17 protein-coding genes are annotated in these 18,055 nt (G+C 69.7%); 4 read left to right on the forward strand and 13 right to left on the reverse strand.

Annotated elements, in window-relative coordinates; translation table 11 throughout:
• Positions 1-35: 35 nt before the first annotated feature.
• The 10 genes from nrdE to dnaK form a co-directional block, all read right to left on the reverse strand.
• Positions 36-2,183 carry a class 1b ribonucleoside-diphosphate reductase subunit alpha gene (gene nrdE / locus FB586_RS00095; protein ID WP_136517325.1) on the reverse strand — a complete coding sequence of 716 codons (2,148 nt, stop codon included), beginning with the start codon at positions 2,181-2,183 and terminating at the stop codon, positions 36-38.
• Positions 2,153-2,569, reverse strand: coding sequence for a class Ib ribonucleoside-diphosphate reductase assembly flavoprotein NrdI (nrdI, locus tag FB586_RS00100; protein WP_136517326.1), 417 nt, complete (start codon positions 2,567-2,569; stop codon positions 2,153-2,155). Before nrdI ends, nrdE begins: the two co-directional genes overlap by 31 nt.
• Positions 2,570-2,768: 199 nt before the next feature.
• Positions 2,769-3,014, reverse strand: a complete 246-nt coding sequence (gene nrdH, locus FB586_RS00105; RefSeq protein ID WP_136517327.1) for a glutaredoxin-like protein NrdH — start codon at positions 3,012-3,014, stop codon at positions 2,769-2,771.
• Positions 3,015-3,494: 480 nt separating this feature from the next.
• A complete protein-coding gene (locus FB586_RS00110; protein ID WP_136517328.1) occupies positions 3,495-3,719 on the reverse strand; it encodes a chemotaxis protein CheW in 225 nt (74 codons plus the stop codon).
• Between the two features lie 153 nt (positions 3,720-3,872).
• The gene (locus FB586_RS00115) at positions 3,873-6,815 is read right to left on the reverse strand and encodes an NACHT domain-containing protein (protein WP_136517329.1); all 2,943 of its coding nucleotides are present in this window, start codon (positions 6,813-6,815) and stop codon (positions 3,873-3,875) included.
• Positions 6,816-6,940: 125 nt separating this feature from the next.
• Positions 6,941-8,806 carry an AAA family ATPase gene (locus FB586_RS00120; protein WP_246036270.1) on the reverse strand — a complete coding sequence of 622 codons (1,866 nt, stop codon included), beginning with the start codon at positions 8,804-8,806 and terminating at the stop codon, positions 6,941-6,943.
• 322 nt (positions 8,807-9,128) lie between these two features.
• Entirely contained in the window at positions 9,129-9,560 is a 432-nt protein-coding gene (locus tag FB586_RS00125) for a heat shock protein transcriptional repressor HspR (protein ID WP_136517331.1), read from the reverse strand.
• Positions 9,561-9,612: 52 nt separating this feature from the next.
• Positions 9,613-10,614, reverse strand: coding sequence for a DnaJ C-terminal domain-containing protein (locus tag FB586_RS00130; protein ID WP_136517332.1), 1,002 nt, complete (start codon positions 10,612-10,614; stop codon positions 9,613-9,615).
• 43 nt (positions 10,615-10,657) lie between these two features.
• On the reverse strand, positions 10,658-11,311 hold the full coding sequence (locus FB586_RS00135; protein ID WP_136517333.1) for a nucleotide exchange factor GrpE: 654 nt from the start codon (positions 11,309-11,311) through the stop codon (positions 10,658-10,660).
• Positions 11,308-13,179, reverse strand: coding sequence for a molecular chaperone DnaK (gene dnaK, locus FB586_RS00140; protein WP_136517334.1), 1,872 nt, complete (start codon positions 13,177-13,179; stop codon positions 11,308-11,310). The genes FB586_RS00135 and dnaK overlap by 4 nt, the downstream gene beginning before the upstream one ends.
• 467 nt (positions 13,180-13,646) lie before the next feature.
• On the opposite strand from dnaK, the gene FB586_RS00145 reads away from it, so the two are divergent.
• Genes FB586_RS00145 through FB586_RS00155 form a run of 3 tightly spaced genes read left to right on the forward strand, consistent with a single transcriptional unit; the run spans position 13,647 to position 14,591 of the window.
• Positions 13,647-14,147, forward strand: coding sequence for a DUF2975 domain-containing protein (locus tag FB586_RS00145; protein ID WP_136517335.1), 501 nt, complete (start codon positions 13,647-13,649; stop codon positions 14,145-14,147).
• A complete protein-coding gene (locus tag FB586_RS00150) occupies positions 14,147-14,431 on the forward strand; it encodes a helix-turn-helix domain-containing protein (RefSeq protein ID WP_136517336.1) in 285 nt (94 codons plus the stop codon). The genes FB586_RS00145 and FB586_RS00150 overlap by 1 nt, the downstream gene beginning before the upstream one ends.
• Complete coding sequence (locus FB586_RS00155; protein ID WP_136517337.1) at positions 14,400-14,591, forward strand: hypothetical protein; 192 nt, start codon at positions 14,400-14,402, stop codon at positions 14,589-14,591. Before FB586_RS00150 ends, FB586_RS00155 begins: the two co-directional genes overlap by 32 nt.
• A 277-nt stretch (positions 14,592-14,868) precedes the next feature.
• Here the strand turns inward: FB586_RS00155 and FB586_RS00165 are convergent, their stop codons facing one another.
• On the reverse strand, positions 14,869-15,765 hold the full coding sequence (locus FB586_RS00165) for a helix-turn-helix transcriptional regulator (RefSeq protein WP_136517338.1): 897 nt from the start codon (positions 15,763-15,765) through the stop codon (positions 14,869-14,871).
• Positions 15,766-15,942: 177 nt separating this feature from the next.
• Here FB586_RS00165 and FB586_RS00170 point away from each other — a divergent pair, with 177 nt between their 5' ends.
• Positions 15,943-16,899, forward strand: a complete 957-nt coding sequence (locus FB586_RS00170) for an NADP-dependent oxidoreductase (protein ID WP_136517339.1) — start codon at positions 15,943-15,945, stop codon at positions 16,897-16,899.
• A 64-nt stretch (positions 16,900-16,963) separates the two neighbouring features.
• On the opposite strand, the gene FB586_RS00175 is transcribed toward FB586_RS00170, so the two are convergent.
• Positions 16,964-17,623: a transcriptional regulator gene (locus tag FB586_RS00175; RefSeq protein ID WP_136517340.1), complete on the reverse strand. Its 660-nt coding sequence runs from the start codon at positions 17,621-17,623 to the stop codon at positions 16,964-16,966.
• Complete coding sequence (locus FB586_RS00180) at positions 17,620-18,009, reverse strand: DNA-binding protein (RefSeq protein ID WP_136517341.1); 390 nt, start codon at positions 18,007-18,009, stop codon at positions 17,620-17,622. Before FB586_RS00180 ends, FB586_RS00175 begins: the two co-directional genes overlap by 4 nt.
• Between the last annotated feature and the right edge of the window lie 46 nt (positions 18,010-18,055).

Consider the following 18,055-nt stretch of genomic DNA (forward strand, 5'->3'; position numbering starts at 1 on the left):
CTTCGTCGTCGTCGTCGCTCGTCGGTCGCCGGGCGTCACAGCATGCAGCTGACGCAGCCCTCGACCTCGGTGCCCTCGAGTGCGAGCTGGCGAAGGCGGATGTAGTAGATGGTCTTGATGCCCTTCTTCCACGCGTAGATCTGCGCCTTGTTGAGGTCGCGCGTGGTGGCGGTGTCCTTGAAGAAGAGCGTCAGCGACAGGCCCTGGTCCACGTGCTGCGTGGCCTCGGCGTACGTGTCGATGATCTTCTCGTAGCCGATCTCGTAGGCGTCGGCGTAGTACTCCAGGTTGTCGTTCGTCATGAACGGCGCCGGGTAGTACACGCGGCCGATCTTGCCCTCCTTGCGGATCTCGATCTTCGACGCGATCGGGTGGATCGAGCTCGTCGAGTGGTTGATGTACGAGATCGAGCCGGTCGGCGGGACCGCCTGCAGGTTCTGGTTGTACAGGCCGTGCTCCTTGACGAGCTCGGCCAGCTCGCGCCAGTCGTCCTGCGTGGGGATGTGCACGCCCGCGGTCTCGAACAGCTCCGCGACACGGGCCGTCCGGGGCTTCCACTCCTTCTCGATGTACTTCTGGAAGTACTCGCCGGTGGCGTACTTCGACTCCTCGAAGCCGAAGAACTTCGCCTGCCGCTCGCGGGCGAGCAGGTTCGACGCACGGATCGCGTGGTAGGCGACCGTGTAGAAGTAGATGTTCGTGAAGTCGAGGCCCTCGTCCGACCCGTAGTGGATCCGCTCGCGGGCGAGGTAGCCGTGCAGGTTCATCTGCCCGAGGCCGATGGCGTGACCGCCGCGGTTCGCCCGCTTCACCGACGGGACCGACTCGATGTCCGTCTGGTCCGACACCGCGGTGAGCGCGCGGATAGCGGTCTCGACCGTCTTGCCGAGGTCGGGCGAGTCCATCGAGAGCGCGATGTTCATCGAGCCGAGGTTGCAGGAGATGTCGCGGCCGACCTCGGCGTAGGACAGGTCCTCGTTGAAGGTCGACGGCGTCGAGACCTGCAGGATCTCCGAGCACAGGTTCGAGTGCGTGATCTTGCCCTTGATCGGGTTCGCCCGGTTCACCGTGTCCTCGAACATGATGTACGGGTAGCCCGACTCGAACTGGATCTCGGCGAGGGTCTGGAAGAACTCGCGCGCGTTGATCTTGGTCTTGCGGATGCGCTGGTCGTCGACCATCTCGTAGTACTTCTCGGTGACGTCCACGTCCGCGAACGGCACACCGTAGACGCGCTCGACGTCGTACGGGGAGAAGAGGTACATCGGCTCGTTCTTCTTCGCCAGCTCGAACGTGATGTCCGGGATGACGACGCCGAGCGAGAGCGTCTTGATGCGGATCTTCTCGTCCGCGTTCTCGCGCTTGGTGTCGAGGAAGCGGTAGATGTCCGGGTGGTGCGCGTGCAGGTACACCGCGCCGGCGCCCTGGCGCGCGCCGAGCTGGTTGGCGTAGCTGAACGAGTCCTCGAGCAGCTTCATCACGGGGATGACGCCGGACGACTGGTTCTCGATGTGCTTGATCGGCGCGCCGTGCTCGCGGATGTTCGACAGCAGCAGGGCCACGCCGCCGCCGCGCTTGGACAGCTGCAGGGCGGAGTTGATGCCGCGCGCGATGGACTCCATGTTGTCCTCGATGCGCAGCAGGAAGCAGGACACGGGCTCGCCGCGCTGCGCCTTGCCGAGGTTGAGGAACGTCGGCGTCGCCGGCTGGAAGCGGCCCGAGACGATCTCGTCGACGAGGTTGGTCGCGAACTCCTGGTTCCCCTCCGCCAGGGCGAGGGCGACCATCGTCACCCGGTCCTCGAAGCGCTCGAGGTACCGCTTCCCGTCGAACGTCTTCAGCGTGTACGACGTGTAGTACTTGAACGCGCCGAGGAACGTCTGGAAGCGGAACTTCTTGGAGTACGCGTACTGGAACAGCGACTTCACGAACTCGCGGTCGTACTGCGCGAGCACGGCGGGGTCGTAGTACTTGTTCTCGACCAGGTAGTCGAGCTTCTCGTCCAGGTCGTGGAAGAAGACCGTGTTCTGGTTGACGTGCTGCAGGAAGTACTGCCGCGCCGCCTCACGGTCCTTGTCGAACTGGATCTTCCCGTCCGCGTCGTACAGGTTGAGCATGGCGTTGAGGGCGTGGTAGTCCAGCCCCGTCAGCTCTACGCGGGTATCTGCGACCGTCGCTGCCAAAATCGTCCCAATCCGTCGCGGACGCGCGTGACGTCCTCGGCTGTTCCCATGAGTTCGAACGCGTACAGGTAGGGCACGTGGCACTTGGCGGCCACGATGTCCCCGGCGATGCAGTACGCCGCCCCGAAGTTCGTGTTGCCTGCCGCGATGACGCCGCGGATCAGGGCACGGTTGCCCTCGTCGTTGAGGAACTTGACCACCTGCCGCGGCACCGCGCCCTCGCCGTTGCCCCCGCCGTAGGTGGGCAGGAGCAGGACGTAGGGCTCGGTGACCCGCAGGAAGGGGTCCGTCGGCTTCAGCGGGATGCGCTCGGCCGGCAGCCCCAGCTTCTCGACGAAGCGGTGGGTGTTGCCCGAGGCGGACGAGAAGTAGACGAGCGAGGCCATGCCACGCTCACCTCCTTCCTGCACCGTGCGGCGGGCACGCCGGAGGGACCCTCTCCTCCGGCGGACGTGCTGCGGTCCGGCGGCCGAGGCCGCCGGACCGAGGAGTGCCCGCCGGGCCGACGCGGCTCGTGGCCTGCGCCGACCCGGGGCGTCCGTGGGTCGGCGCGCCTCGTGCGGCCGCCGACCGGTGGGCGTCGCGTCAGGCGACCTGGCCGGCCAGCTGGTCCGCGAGCGCCTTGATGCGGTCGGGGCGGTAGCCCGACCAGTGCTCGCCACCGGCGACCACGACGGGCGCCTGCAGGTGGCCGAGCGACATGACGTAGTCACGGGCGTCGGCGTCCTCGGAGATGTCGACGACCGTGTACTCGTGCCCGAGCTTGTCGAGGGCGCGGTAGGTCGCCGTGCACTGCACGCACGCCGGCTTGCTGTAGACCGTGATCGTCATCGCGATGTCCCTCGATGCTCGTGTGGCTGATGTCCTGCGGGCGGCCCGCCGGGGCGTCTCCCCGGCCTCGTCGACCCCGTCGCGCGGGACCGCCGAAGCGTCCCGCCGAGGGGTTCGCGGGCCTGGGGGCCGTCGGGCGAACCGTCGATGACGACACTACACCTGGGGTCCGACATCGCAAGACACCACTAGGGCTTGTGTTGCACCCGTGTCGTTTTCACCCTGTGACCACCGTCCTGCACCGCCTGTGGACGCGGCCACGAGGCCCTGACGTGCACCTTCGTACCGCCGCCCACCGACACGCCGAGGACGCACCCACAGCCGTCCACAACCCACCGGGCGACACCCCCACCGTCGTCCACAGCCGATGCGCCCGGCTTGTCCGGAACGCGCGCCGAGGGGGACCCGGCGTGTCGTCCGCGACACGTCGGATCCCCCTCGAACGGAGGACGTCCGCGACGGTGCGGACACCCTGCCGGCTCAGCCGATCGTGGCGAGCACGCGCCCCAGGGCCGCCAGCACGAGGAGCGTGAGCACGGTCCACAGCACGACGCTGAGCGCGAGGTAGCCCACGAAGCGCAGGCGCCGCCGCAGCGGGCCCTCGAAGTACGGTGCGGACGCCCAGCGGACCCACTCGCGCAGGTGGCGGAGGCGGGTGCGCAGGGGCAGCGGGGTGGACGGTCGACGGGCGGTGAGGACGGACACGGCGGACGCTCCTGTAGGTGCGATGGGATCACTGCGCGCCGCGGTCTCCGGCCCTCCCATACTTCCGCCTCGCGTGGAAGCGCTCGGGTCAACGGCCCCGCTCAGGCATTCGAAAACGCAACTCTGCACCAACCACTGGCGCCACAGAACCGGTCATGTTGGGGCATCCGCAGCATTAGAGAATGCGAGATAGTCGATCTCGTTTCTGAACCACTCGTCGCGGAGTCGCCTTCTGCTACCGTCCGCAAACATGAAGCCGGTCCCCTGGAATATGACGAGGTCGAAGCGGCGCCCCTTCCGGGCGTCAACGAGCGCATCCACGAAAGCACTGCCCTCGCGTTGGCGGCTGGGATGCGCTCCCCCCTCGCGCGCCAGCCGCAACTCGACGTGGCACGCGAGCAACACCCACGCGGCCCACCAGGCATCTTCGTCGGCGTCATTCGCTTGCCACGCCTCGCCAATATCTCCTTGAAGCCAGTCCCCGGCGACCCCAAGGACCTCGGGGAAGACCTGCGGCACACGAAGAACGCGTCCTAGCGTCGACATCTGTCGCCAGAGGAACTGCCTGTTCTCATCCGTCTCGTCTACGGACCCCCTCTCCAAGAGCCGCAGCGAACCTTGCGCCCAATCCACATACCCCCAGCCGAACGGCCGGTGCGCCTGGGGGGTAAATAGCGCTCTAAGCACATCCATGCCAAGGGCGTTCAGGACGATGATGAACTCGTCAATGGTCACCGAGCGACGGATTAGCGCCATTGTCCAGAGGTCGAGATAGTGACGGTCCTGAGCGCTAAGCGACTGCACCAACTTACGCAATTGACTGCTGGCCCAATCGACATGCTCACGATCTATATCCTTGGACACTCCCCTCGCGGCAGGAACACCCCACGAGGCCACGACAAAGCGAGCAAATGCGCGCCGATCCTCGTCGGAGTCCATAACCCACTCGCCGACAACGCATTCCAATTCGCTCAGTAGAATTCGGCGAGACTCTTGCATCACTCCCATAGCCTCGAACAGCGCGACGGCCTCTCGGAGTTCGGCGCGCGGCTCGCTCTCGGACAAGAAGGCGGACTCCATCGACGTGGCGATCAGTCCACGAACGAACGTCGCGCCAGTAGGTGCGAAAGCGAGGCATCGCCAGATGAAGGCGCAGACGTAGTTCACGCCCTTCGCTTCCGCCGCCGGCAGCATCGTGAGAAGTTCGTCAAAGAACCGTTGCGCGCCTCGGACGCTGTGGCTGTCAATAATCTGCACAGCCAACTGCGACACCACGTCCCACTCCTGGGCCATGATGCGTGGGCCCAGTTCCCTCGCCAGACCCTCCGGCCCATCGAAGCGGCGAGTAAGTTCGTAGGCTGCGAAGTACTCGAGGAAGGTGCGGTGTGTGAACTTGAACAAAGGCTGCCCGAAAGGGTCGAGCCCTGTCTCAGACAGAACCCAGGCGCGACCGCGGCAGAAATCGACGAATTCCTGGGCGGCCGACTCGCGTTCACCCTCGTCGTCGAAAGTTGTCTGGAGGAAGCTCGCGACTTCAGCCCTAATCTCGGACTCGAGTACCGCCTCAGCCCGGTCTTGATTCGTGAATATCCAAAGCGCGAGATGCTTGATCGCGTTGTCCATTTGACTCGACGTGCGCAGCTCTACACGAATCTGTCTGCTGCGATCCCACGTCTCGAATAGCAACGTGGCGCAGCGCCGGTAGACCTCCGGCCTGTTTCGCGGAAGGTATCCCTGCCCCCTATAGATTATGCACATCAGCGACAGCATCAGGGGTGTCGCGGTCAGGTCCGATATCGCTGCGGACTCCGCCGCGAACTCGGCGGCCTTCCTTCGCGCCACCTCTGCAGGAAGTTCTTCGACATAGGAGAACCACCGAGCGACATAATTACTAACGTCGGACGAATTGAAGCCGGCAAGTTCCCAGACGTCGAACACACTCGGATTCAGCCTGGCTTGCGCGTACCCGACACGGCGTGAGGTGACAAGAATCCGCGCGTGCGGGTACGCCTCAGCGAACAGTTCAACGCGCTCGGCAACATCCCGCCGGCGGCTCGGATCCAGCAACTCGTCCAGCCCGTCGAATATGACGAGGGCTTGACCTGAGAGAAGAGCGTGTTCCACGGCGCCGTCTGGCGGTTGACACTGGTACAACGCTGCACACTGGTCGGCGATGTGCTGAACAACGGAGGTGACTATGGGCGTTGTTTGAGCGTACTCCCTCAACAGCACGACGAACGGTGTCCGGGCGCCCGTCTCGCGCGCTAACTCAGAAGCGATATAGTCTGCAGCGGTTGACTTCCCACCCCCGGGATCGCCCAATAGTACTGTTCGGTCGAGCTTGTTCGCAAACTCGGCGATGTCGACAACGGTTTCGATGTCGTTCGATTGTGCAGATATCCTCGGCGGCACATACAATTCTCGAATTGGCACTCGCCGCTTCTGGTCGTAATCCGGTGGCACAATATGTCCGTGGCGGGCAACGATTTGGCGAGCGAAAGCACTTCGCCAGCGGTGAAGTTCGCCTAGCCGCTCGGCGGTCGCGAAATTGGTCCAAGATGCTCGGTGTCGATGTGCAGAGTCAATGGCCGAGCGGATGCGCGATTGTTGCGCCTCTTGCCTCAACCGGGCGGCGCCCGCTGGATCGTTCGCCGACAGGGCGCCGACCGTCTTCGCCACCCCAAGTCGCACAGTCTCGGCAACGTGGGACGAGACCGGCTCGATATCTTGACTCGGCGCTTCAGGCCATGCTGCTGCCAGCGCGGCCGTCAAATTATCGGTCGCCACCGGTCGATAGGAGACGTCGTCGCACAGCTCAACAGCGATCACATCCTTGAGTGCGGCCTGACAGGGAAGGCTCCGCATAGCGGCATCAAGGTCGCGGACGCTCTTGCCACTCGGGAGGAGGGGCACGACCGACAGAGGAAGCCGTCGTATCGGGCTGTCCGGCTGCTGAATTGTGGCAGTCAACTTCTTTATTGATGCTCTACTAGTGACATCTCGCGCCTCGCCGTAGCATTGCGCTACGAGGTTCGCGGCGATGTCTGACACAATCCCAAGAGCAGCCGTCGCTGCCATCGCCTCGACTGCGACCATCGTTAGCCCCTCTAGAGGATGCCCGCGCGCCCCCTCTGGCTGCGGTGGACGGATGCACGCTATCGGCTCGAGGCGTTTGGGGCGAAGGGCCGCGAACCGATCTCACCCGCGAATGCCGTGAGCGGTCACGCGATGCGCAGGTGCTCCGCCGGCGGGGCCGGGCGCACGCCGTCCGGGCGGTCGGCGACGGCCTTCTCCAGCACCCCGGTGATCTCCTCGCCGATGAGCTCGTGCCGCTCCAGCAGCGCGTCGCGCAGCGCCTCGACCAGGTCCCGGTTGGACGCCAGCAGGCGACGCACGGTGGCGCGCGCGCTGTCGAGGACGTCCTCGAGCTGCGTGCGGGCCCGCGGGTCGCCGATCACCGACGCCACGAGGTCCCTGTCCATCGCCGCGAACGAGACGAGCGAGCCCGCCATGCCGGCCGCGCCGACCATCTGCGCCGCCGTGCGCGTCGCCGCCGCGAGGTCGGACGCCGGGCCCGTCGTCGTCTGCCCGAAGAACAGCTCCTCGGCGACCATGCCGCCCATGGCGATCTGCACGAGCGCGCGCAGGTCGTACTGCGTGCGCGTGTAGACCTCCTCGCAGTCCCCGTGCGCGAGCAGCCCGAGCGCCTGACCGCGCTTGACGATCGTCAGCACCTCGAGCGTGCGGTTCGGCGCGACCAGCCAGGCCGTCACGGCGTGCCCGGCCTCGTGCGTGGCGATGAGCGTGCGCTCCTGCGTCGTGTACGTCACCGGGTGCCCCAGGCCGACGAGCTCGGTGATGCGCGCCTGCTCGACGTCCACGTACCGCATGGCGCTGTCGCCGCGCCGCAGCGCGTTGACGAGGGCCTCGTCGAGCAGGTGCTCGACCATGACCGGGGTCCACCCGTTCGTCGCCGCCGCGACGCGGTCGCGCACCGCCGGCTCGTCGAGCTCGACGTGGTGGGCGCGGCGCGCGAGGAAGTGGTCGACGAGGGCGCGGCGGCCGTGCGCGTCCGGCGGGTTGAAGGTGAGGCGGCGGTCGAAGCGGCCGGGCCGCAGCAGCGCCGGGTCGAGGTGGTCCGCGCGGTTGGTCGCGGCGATGAGCAGGATCGGGGCGCGCACGGGTTTGCGCTGCTTGAGCTGGCGCCCGGACGGCAGCAGCAGGTTGACCGCCGCGACGAGCCGGTTGACGAGGCGGTCGACGCCGACGGGCTCGTCGAACGACTGCATCTGCACGAGCAGCTCGTTGACGACGCCGCCCGTGCCCTCCGAGATCATCGCCTCGCGCACGACACCGGTCCCGTGGCCCGTCAGCAGCGCCTGCGTCGACGGGACCGTCACGAAGGCCGCCTTCTCCTGCATGCCGAGCAGGCCGCCGCGGCGCAGCGCGATCGCGTCGATCTCCTCGATGAAGCCGATCGCACCGCCCTCCTTGCGCGCCGCGGTGCGCAGCGCGCGGAAGTACGTGCGGATCTTGCGGGCGGTCGCGCCGTAGTACATCGACTGGAAGCTCGTCGCGGAGACGAAGAGGAACGGCACGCCTGCCTCGGCGGCCATCGCCTTGGCGGTCAGCGTCTTGCCCGTCCCAGGCGGTCCCTCGAACAGCAGGCCGCGGCGGGGGGTGCCGCCCATCTGGTCGGCGAAGCGACGGTGGGTCTGGAACAGGTCGATGGAGCGGCGGACGTCGTCGACGATCGGGTCGATGCCCACGACGTCGTCGAGCGTGACGTCCACCTGCTCGGGCCGGTACGTGACGTGCGGCGAGCGGCCCGCGCCGACCTGGGTGCCAACGAGCAGCACGATCAGCGCGACGAAGAACAGGATCGGCACGAGGACGAGCGGGTCGACGGACGGGACCACGACCAGCGGGCGCCCGGTGACGGCCGCCCACACGACGTACGCCTCGAGCGCCAGCACCACGAGGCACACCCGCAGGACGCGGCGGCGACGCACGCGCTCCCGGTCGGCGGCGATGTCGTGGGGCGCGAGCGCGGAGCGCGCGACGGGCGCGGCGGGTGCGTCGGACACGGACGGGCCCTTCGTCGGGGGCGCGGCCAGGGGGACGGGCCGCCGCGGGCGACCGCGACCCGCGGCGGTCCGGCCATCGTCGTCCGGTATGTCCGATTGCGACATCGGGGGCGGTGCAGACCACCCGATCGGCCCAGCAGGGTGTCGCCCGGCGGGGTCGCCGGTCCCCCGTCCGCCGCGCGCGCTGCCGGCGAGGCGCCGCCGTCCCGGGCGCTGAGACGCCGAGCCGCCGAGCCGCTCATTCCGTGGCCCTGGAAGCGTGCAGGGCCCATGGACGAGCGGTTCGACGTCGCCGCGTCCCGGCACGTGGACGCGCGAGGGGTCAGGTGTCCCGGCGGGGGGTCGGGCCGGCCATCAGCTGGCGCGGGACCCAGCGCGGGCGGGCCGGCGCCGGGCGCTCCGCCAGGGGGTGCAGGCGGTCGGCGACGACGTTGCCCGTCGGGTCGGCGCGGAACACCCGGCCGCGCGGGTCGACGAGCGTGCGCAGGAACTCGACCTGGCGGCGCATCTGCCGCACCTCCGCCTCGAGCTCGAGGATGCGCTTGATGCCGGCGAGGTTCACGCCCTCGTCCTGCGAGAGACGCTGCACCTCGCGCAGCATCTCGATGTCGCGCTTGGAGTACCGGCGGCCGCGCCCGCGGGTGCGCGCGGGCTGGACGAGGCCGAGCCGGTCGTACTGGCGCAGCGTCTGGGGGTGCATCCCCGCCAGCTGCGCCGCGACGGAGATGACGTAGATCTTCGCGTCGTCGTCCACGGGTCGGTCCTCCTCCCCCGCCGTCGTGCCCCGGCAGCCGCCGGGGCGCGTCTCAGCGCCGCGCCTCCGCCATGAGGCCGGCGCGCACGTCCTCGCCGGACGTGGCGATGCCGAACGCCTGCACCGCCTCGCGGGCGGCCGGCGTCAGCTTCTGCGGCACGACCACCTGCACGGTGACGAGCAGGTCGCCCGTGCCACGGCTCGTGGTGATGCCGCGCCCCTTGACGCGCAGCGTGCGGCCCGACGGGGTGCCCGCCGGGATCTTCACGCGCACGGTGGAGCCGTCGAGGGTCGGCACCTCGATCGTCGCGCCGAGCGCCGCCTCGTCGAACGCGACCGGCACGGTGACGCGCAGGTTGTCGCCCTCGAGCGAGAAGACCGGGTGCGGCTCGACCTGCACGGTGATGACGAGGTCGCCGGCGGGAGCCCCGGGGTCACCGGGACGTCCCTTGCCGCGCAGGCGGATCTTCTGCCCGTCCCGCACCCCCGCGGGGATGCGCGCGTTGACCACGCGCCCCTCGACGTCGAGCGAGACGGTCGCACCCTCGGCCGCCGTGCGGAACGGCAGCGTCGTCGTCGCCGTCAGCTCGACCCCCGGCTGCGGGCCGCGGGCACCGAACCCGCCCCCGCCGAACAGCCCGCCGAGGATGTCCTCGAACCCGGCGCCACCGGCGCCGCCGGCACCGCCCGTCGAGTACCGGACCCGGCCCGCGGGCCCGTTCGCGCCGCCGCCGAACATGCCGCCGAACAGGTCCTCGAACCCCGCGGCACCGGCGCCGCCGCCCGGGCCGCCGGCGCCCGCCCGGAAGCGGGCGCCGCCGGCCATGGCGCGCAGCTGGTCGTACTGCTGGCGCTGCTCGGGGTCCGAGAGCACCGCGTACGCCTCACCGATGTCCTTGAAGCGGGCCTCCGCCGCGGCGTCCCCGGGGTTCTGGTCCGGGTGCAGCTGGCGCGCCAGCTTGCGGTACGCCTTCTTGATCGCGGCGGCGTCGGCGTCCTTGGGGACGCCGAGCACGGCGTAGAAGTCCTTCTCGAGCCAGTCCTGGCCGGTCACGGCGCCTCCCTCCCGCTTCGCTGGGTCATGGTGGTGATGATGGTCAGCCCTCCGGGTCGACGACCGCGACACGCGCGGCCCGCAGCACCCGGTCGGGTGTGCGGTAGCCCGGCTGGAGCACCTGCTGGACGGTCGGCTCCGTGACGTCGGCCGACTGCCCGTGCATGAGCGCCTCGTGCACGGCCGGGTCGAACGGCTCGCCGGCCTCGCCGTAGCGCTCCACGCCGAACCGCGTCAGCGTCGCCTCGAGCTTCTCGGCGATCGACGCGAACGGCCCCGTCAGGTCACCGTGCTGGCGGGCCAGCGCGATGTCGTCGAGCACCGGGATGAGCGCCTCGGCGACCGCCTCCGCACCGCGCTGGTGGGCGGCCGCCGCCTCCGCCTTGGAGCGCTTCACGTACGCCGAGTACTGCTGCTCGAGGTTGTAGTGCGCCGCCTGGGCGCGCTGCAGCTCCTCGAGCCGCTCGGCGGCGAGCCGCTCCGACTCGGACTCCGCGGCCGCACCCTCGTCCACGACGCCCGCGACCGCCTCGGCGGCCTCGGCCAGCACGGCCTCCTCCGGCGTCTGGTCGCGCAGCAGGTGCGTCTCGGGGTCGATCCGGCGCTTGTCGGTCACACGCGGGGTCTCCCCCTCGCGGGGGGCGGACCCGCCCTGCGGCTGGTCCGCCCCCTCGGGGGTCTGCTTCTCGTCCGTCACTTCTTGTCGTCCTCGTCGTCGACGATCTCGGCGTCGACGACGTCCTCGTCGGAGGACGTGGAGCCGGTCGCACCGGCGGTGTCACCCGCGGGCGCGTCGCCGGCCGGCGACGCCTGGTTCTGCGAGTACAGCGCCTCGCCGATCTTCTGGCTCGCGGTGAGCAGCGCCGCGTGCTTGGCCTTCACGGCCTCGACGTCGGAGCCCTCGAGCGCGGTCTTCAGCTCGGTGACGGCGTTGCGGACGTCCGACTTCACGTCGTCGGACAGCTTGTCGTCGTTGTCGGTGAGCAGCTTCTCCGTCTGGTAGACGAGCTGCTCGGCCGAGTTGCGGGTCTCGGCCTCCTCGCGACGGCGCTTGTCCTCGGCCGCGTGCTCCTCTGCGTCGCGCACCATGCGCTCGATGTCCTCCTTGGGGAGGGCCGAGCCGCCGGTGATCGTCATCGACTGCTCCTTGCCCGTGCCGCGGTCCTTGGCGGACACGTGCACGATGCCGTTCGCGTCGATGTCGAACGTGACCTCGATCTGCGGGACGCCCCGCGGCGCCGGCGCGATGCCGGTCAGCTCGAACGTGCCCAGCGGCTTGTTGTCCCGCGCGAACTCGCGCTCGCCCTGGAACACCTGGATGAGGACGGACGGCTGGTTGTCCTCCGCCGTGGAGAAGATCTCCGACCGCTTGGTGGGGATGGCCGTGTTGCGCTCGATGAGCTTGGTCATCACGCCGCCCTTGGTCTCGATGCCGAGCGACAGCGGCGTGACGTCGATGAGCAGGACGTCCTTGCGGTCGCCCTTCATGACACCGGCCTGCACGGCGGCGCCGACGGCCACGACCTCGTCCGGGTTGACGCCCTTGTTGGGCTCCTTGCCGCCCGTGAGCTCCGTGACGACCTCGGACACCGCGGGCATGCGGGTCGAGCCGCCGACGAGCACGACGTGGTCGATGTCGCTGACCGAGATGCCCGCGTCGCGGATGACCTGGTGGAACGGCGCCTTCACGCGGTCGAGCAGCGACTGCGTCATCTGCTGGAACTGCGCGCGCGTCAGCTTGGTGTCGAGGTGGATGGGGCCGTTCTCGCTCATCGACAGGTACTGCAGCGAGACGTTGGTGCTCGTCGCGGACGACAGCTCCTTCTTCGCCTGCTCGGCCGCCTCGCGCAGACGCTGCAGCGCGATCTTGTCCTTCGACAGGTCGACGCCCGTCGTGTTCTTCACCTCGGTGATCAGGTGCGCGACGATCGCCGCGTCCCAGTCGTCACCGCCGAGGCGGTTGTCACCGGCGGTCGCGCGGACCTCGATGGTCGAGAAGCCGTCGTCGTCCTTGCCGACCTCCAGGAGGGACACGTCGAACGTGCCGCCGCCGAGGTCGAAGACGAGGATGAGCTCGTCCTCCTTGCCGCGCTCCAGGCCGTACGCGAGGGCCGCGGCCGTGGGCTCGTTGATGATGCGCAGGACGTTGAGGCCCGCCACCGTGCCGGCATCCTTCGTGGCCTGGCGCTCGGCGTCGTTGAAGTACGCGGGGACCGTGATGACGGCGTCCGTCACCGGCTCGCCCAGGTACGCCTCGGCGTCGCGCTTGAGCTTGCCGAGGATGCGCGCGCTGATCTCCTGCGGCGTGTACTTCTTGTCGTCGACCGTCGTGGTCCAGTCCGTGCCCATGTGGCGCTTGACCGACGCGATGGTGCGGTCGACGTTGGTGACGGCCTGCCGCTTGGCGACCTCGCCGACGAGGACCTCGCCGGTCTTGGAGAACGCGACCACCGACGGCGTCGTGCGCGACCCCTCGGCGTTGGCGATGACCGTGGGCTCGCCGCCCTCGAGGGTGGCGACCACCGAGTTGGTGGTGCCGAGGTCGATGCCGACTGCTCGTGCCATGTGTGATGCCTTCCTTCCGGAGCGCTGGTGCCCGGGGTTGCCGGGCTGCTCTTGAGTCCGCCGGGCTCAAGTCTGCGGCCTGCCGGGGGCGACCGCCAACTCGGATCCGCGAACTTGAGTCTGATGGGCTCAACTACGGAGGAGGCGTGGTTGTTCCCCGCTGCGTCGTCCGCGTGGCGTCATGACGTCTGAGGCGGCCACCCCCGGCGCTCGCCCGACCGCATGGGCCCAGTGGCGTTCGCCGCCGGACGCGCGCAGCCGTTCAGCTCGCGGGCGAGGACGACGTCAGCGATGACGTCGCGCAGCCGCGGCGGGTGTCTCCCTGGGAGCCGGCGGTCGAGGCGGGCGCCACGTTCGCCCTCGGCGGCTGACGGCTCGCGGTCGCGTCCCGCCGGTTCCGGTCGACTCATCGATCGAAGATCGACTCACCTATTGAATATCGAGCGATCTGCATCGATGCTCGATGCATGAGTCGCCTGGTCTTCAACATCCTCACGCTGCTGATCTTCTTCGGGATCGCCGTCGCCCTGTTCGCTCAGGCCGTGATCCTGCCCGGGATCGCCGCCGACGAGGTCAGGCACTTCCCTCCGTACGAGCCCTACCGCGTCCCGCTCCTGACCGCCGGGATCGCCTTCATCGCCTGCGCACAGGTGTCGCTGGCAGCCGTCTGGATGCTCGTGCTCCGTGCCCAGGCGGGCACCTTCTTCCGGCCGGGCACGCAGCGGTGGGTGGTCACGATCGGCGCGGCGGTCGGCGCCGCGACGATGCTCACCAGCGGCTTCTTCCTGTACCTGACGTTTCTCGGGATCCCGACGCCCGACGACGAGGACATGGGGGAGCTGGGGCTGTGGATGGTGAGCGGCCTGGGGTCCCTGATCGGCGTCGCACTGCTCGGTGTCGTGTTCGTGACCCATCGGCTCGTCACGCGAGCGACGGAAGCCCAGACCGAGCTCGACGGCGTGCTGTGATGGCGATCGTCGTCGACATCGATGTGCTCCTGGCGAGGCGGAAGATGTCGGTCGGCGACTTCGCCGATGCGATCGGTCTGAGTCCGGCCAACGTGTCGGTGCTGAAGAACGGCCGCGCGAAGGCGGTCCGTTTCTCGACGCTGAACGCGATCTGTCAGGTGCTCGACTGCCAGCCGGGAGACGTGCTGCGGTGGGTCGACGACGGCACGAGTCCGGGGGCTGCACCTTCCGGGACACGACGACTGACACCCGTTGACCGAGGACGTCGTCAAGCAGGCTGTTGAACTCGACGCGTTCCCGCCCGAACAACGTGCGCGCTCGATCGCGGCGATCCATGATCTCGTCCGCTTCGCCACGGAGTGGCCGGCGTTCGAGGCGCAGTACGGGATCCCGCTGGCCACTGCCGGCAGGGCTTCGGGGAAGCCGTCGAAGAGCGGCGCGTAGGCGCCGCTCCGGCCGTGCCGCTCGCGCACCTGAGCGAGCTCGCCGCCGGCGTGATCCCCGTCGCGGTGACGTGCCGGGTTCTCAAGCTCGCCGGACAGCCCTACTACCGGTGGCTCGCCGCGCCCGTGGGTGCGCGCGAGCTCGAGCGCGCTCACCTTGCCAACGCCCTGTCCGATGCCCACCGCGACGACCCGGAGTTCGGACACCGACTGCCGGCAGACGAGGCCGACCGCGCGGTTGTGCGGCGGCCGGGTCTCGGCGGCTGGAGGCCGGCGGCTCACAGGTGCCGGTGTACCGGGTAGGGCGTCCGCGGACGTCGGTCGACCGCGCTCGGGTCGCGTGCGAGGTCCTGTTCACCGATCGTCCTGAGAAGCTCGAGCTTCTCGGCGGCGTCGGTTCCCGGTGCGGGGGTGAACCACAGGAGCCGTTGAGTCCCGTCCTCGCTGAGGAGGCTGAGGCAGTTCACCTCGACCACGCCCACCTGTGGGTGGACCAGACGCTTGCGGTCCTGTCGCCGCACAGCCACCTCCTGTTGTTCCCACAGCCCGGCGAACTCGGGGCTGCGGCGGGTCAGGTCCCTGACGAGCTCGGTCACGTCACGGGCACCGGCTCGGCGCGCCGACACCGCGCGGAGGTCGGCGACGAGCACGCGTGACTGGTGGTCGTGCTCCTCCGGGTGGTAGCGCCCGCGCACGACGGGGTTCAGGAACCACTGGTGGATGAACCCGGCGCGGGGGCCTGTGCGGTGCTCCGGTCGGCCCAGCAGGGCCGCCGCCATCGGGTTCTGCACGAGGGGCGCGTGCAGGTCCGTGATCACCTGTGCCGGCGTGCCGTGCAGGTGGTCGAGCAGGTCCAGCATGCCGGGGTGCACGTGAGCGGCGGTGGAGGCGTACGACGGCAGTGCGCGTCCCGCGAGGTGGTAGACGTGATCGCGCTCGTCGGCGGTCAGCCGCAGGGCGCGGGCCAGCGACGCCAGCATCTGCTCGGACGGCTGGGGCCCCCGGCCCTGCTCGAGCTCGGTGTAGTACTCGACCGACGCCTGCGCCATCCGGGCGACCTCGTCGCGACGCAGGCCCGGGACGCGCCGCCGAGGCCCGCTGGGTAGGCCGACGTCGGACGGTGCGAGCCGATCGCGCCTCGACTTCAGGAAGGCGCCGAGCGCCGAGACGTCCACCGCTGGAGTATCCCGTGCTGCTCCGGGGCCGAGGCAGGGGGCAGCATCCCCAGGGAGTGCGCCATCTGGTTGGTCGTCGCCCTCCGCCGCAGTCTCGTGCGACACACCGCCCCGCAGCTGGGACCGGTGCATGTCCACACAGACGGGTGCCGCGCCGGCGGGCCACGAGGAGCAGTCATGAAGGCAGTGCAGATCAGCAGCTACGGAGATCGGCCCGCCGTGGTCGAGGTCGACAGTCCACGTCCAGGCCCGGGGGAGGTCGTGGTCCGTGTCGCCGGCGCCGCGCTCAACCCCCTCGACCTGAAGATGGCTGCGGGCTCCATGCACGACGACTTCCCCGTCGAGTTCCCGTACACCCTCGGGACCGACGTGTCCGGGACCATCGCGTCCACAGGAAGCGGGCGCGCAGGGTGGGACGTCGGCGACCGCGTCGTCGCGCGACTCGATCCGAGCCGCGGCGGCGCGTTCGCCGAGGAGGTCGTGGTCCCCGTCGACCAGCTCGTCGCCGCGCCGAGGTCACTGCCGCTGGCCCACGCCGCGGGGGTCGTCACCACGGCGGCGACGGCGTGGCAGGCCCTCACCGAGGTCGCAGGTCTGCGGGCGGGTCAGACGATCCTCGTCCACGCAGGCGCAGGAGGCGTCGGGACGTTCGCCGTCCAGTTCGCGCGCGCGTTGGGTGCGCACGTGATCAGCACGGCGTCCGGACGCGGGCTGGAGATCGCACGCCAGATGGGTGCGCACCAGGTCGTCGACTACACCGCGACCGACTTCCGCACCGTCGTCCCGCGTGTGGACGTGGTGCTGGACACCGTCGGCGGTGCGGTGGAGAAGGACTCACTCGACGTCCTCGCGCCGGGCGGAGTGCTCGTGGCGACCCCGGCGCCCCCTGACGACGAGCGGGCACGCGCCCGGGGCGCCAGAGCCCGTTTCGTCTTCCACCAGTCCGACGCCAAGCGACTCGCCGACGTCGTGAGCAGGATCGACGAGGGCGCGCGGCTCGTCATCGACGGCACTTCCCCGCTCACCGAGGCCCCCGCTGCCCTCGGTCGGCTCGCAGCAGGACGCGCCAAGGGCAAGCTGCTCCTCGTCGTCGACGAGAGCCTGCCGGGGCAGGTCCCCGCCCGTGGTGCGTGAGGGCGAGGTGGGGCAGGCGCCCTCCCCTCCTGGACGTGGACGACCCGACGGCTCCCACGAGCTCCTACAGCTCCTCCGTGCGCCGGACGCGCGGGGGCGGGTGGCGGGCGATGCCGAGGGTGGCGAGGAGGTCCTCGTGCAGCTCGAACCAGACCCGGTGGCAGGAGTCGAGGTCGGTGCGGTCGACCCAGCCGTGCTGACCTGCCTCGGCGTGCCGGAGCGCGGTGCCGAACCGGGTGTCGTAGCCCCGGAAGCGGGTGAGGAGGTCCTCGAGCCGTCGCACCAGCGGAGCCAGGCCGCGGGCGATCGCCTCCAGCTCGGCCAGGACGCCGGCGTCCCACGCCGTGTCGGTGTGGTCGTTGACGGCGAGCGGGTCGGTGGGGGTGGGTCGCATCTGCCAGTCGGTGCAGGCTCTCAGCAGCCGTGCGTTCAGGGGGAGGAACTCGCGAAGGACCGCGTGGACCTCGGCCTCCGCTCCGACGGCGGCGAGCTCGGCGGCCAGCTGCCGTTCGTTCTCGGCACGGCCGGCGTCAGTGAGCGACCACCCGCTCAGGTCGGCGAACCTCGAGTGCGTCACCCAGCCGCGCGCCTGTGCGTCCTCCAACGCCTCGTCGGCCTCGGCCGGCTCGAGGTCGAAGCGCCGCGCGACCGCGGGACTGTCGGCGAAGCCGAGCACGCGTACCGCGTGCAGCGCGAGGAGCTCGGGCGAGGAGTCCCGGGTCACGTGCTCGCCCGGTTCGTCAGCCGCGTGTAGTGCTGCTGGCACGCCTGCGGGGAGTTGAAGCCCATCGCGTCGGCGATCTGCGCCCAGGTCAGACCTGCGCCCCTGGCGACGAACAGGAGCCCGGCCTCGAGACCGTCCATCTCGGCTCGTGCCGCGGGCAGCAGCGCCAGCGCGCCGAGCAGGTCCGGCGCAGGGAGGTCGGGCGACCGCCAGAGCGCGAAGTGAGCCAGGTCGGTGGCCGACGGCGGGACGGGCGCCGGGCGCCACGGACGCGGGGGGAGGTCGTCGGCGCCCTGCCGCAGGAGTCGATCCCGGGCCTCGTCCTCGCGACGTGCGCGGGCCTGGTCGGCGCCCGCAGCGCGTCCGTCGTCGTGCTTGTGCTCCATGCCCCTGACCCTGCAGACTCAACGAACTGTTGTCAACGAATCGTTG

It is taken from the genome of Cellulomonas telluris, assembly GCF_004886325.1.
Lineage (GTDB): Bacteria > Actinomycetota > Actinomycetes > Actinomycetales > Cellulomonadaceae > Cellulomonas > Cellulomonas telluris.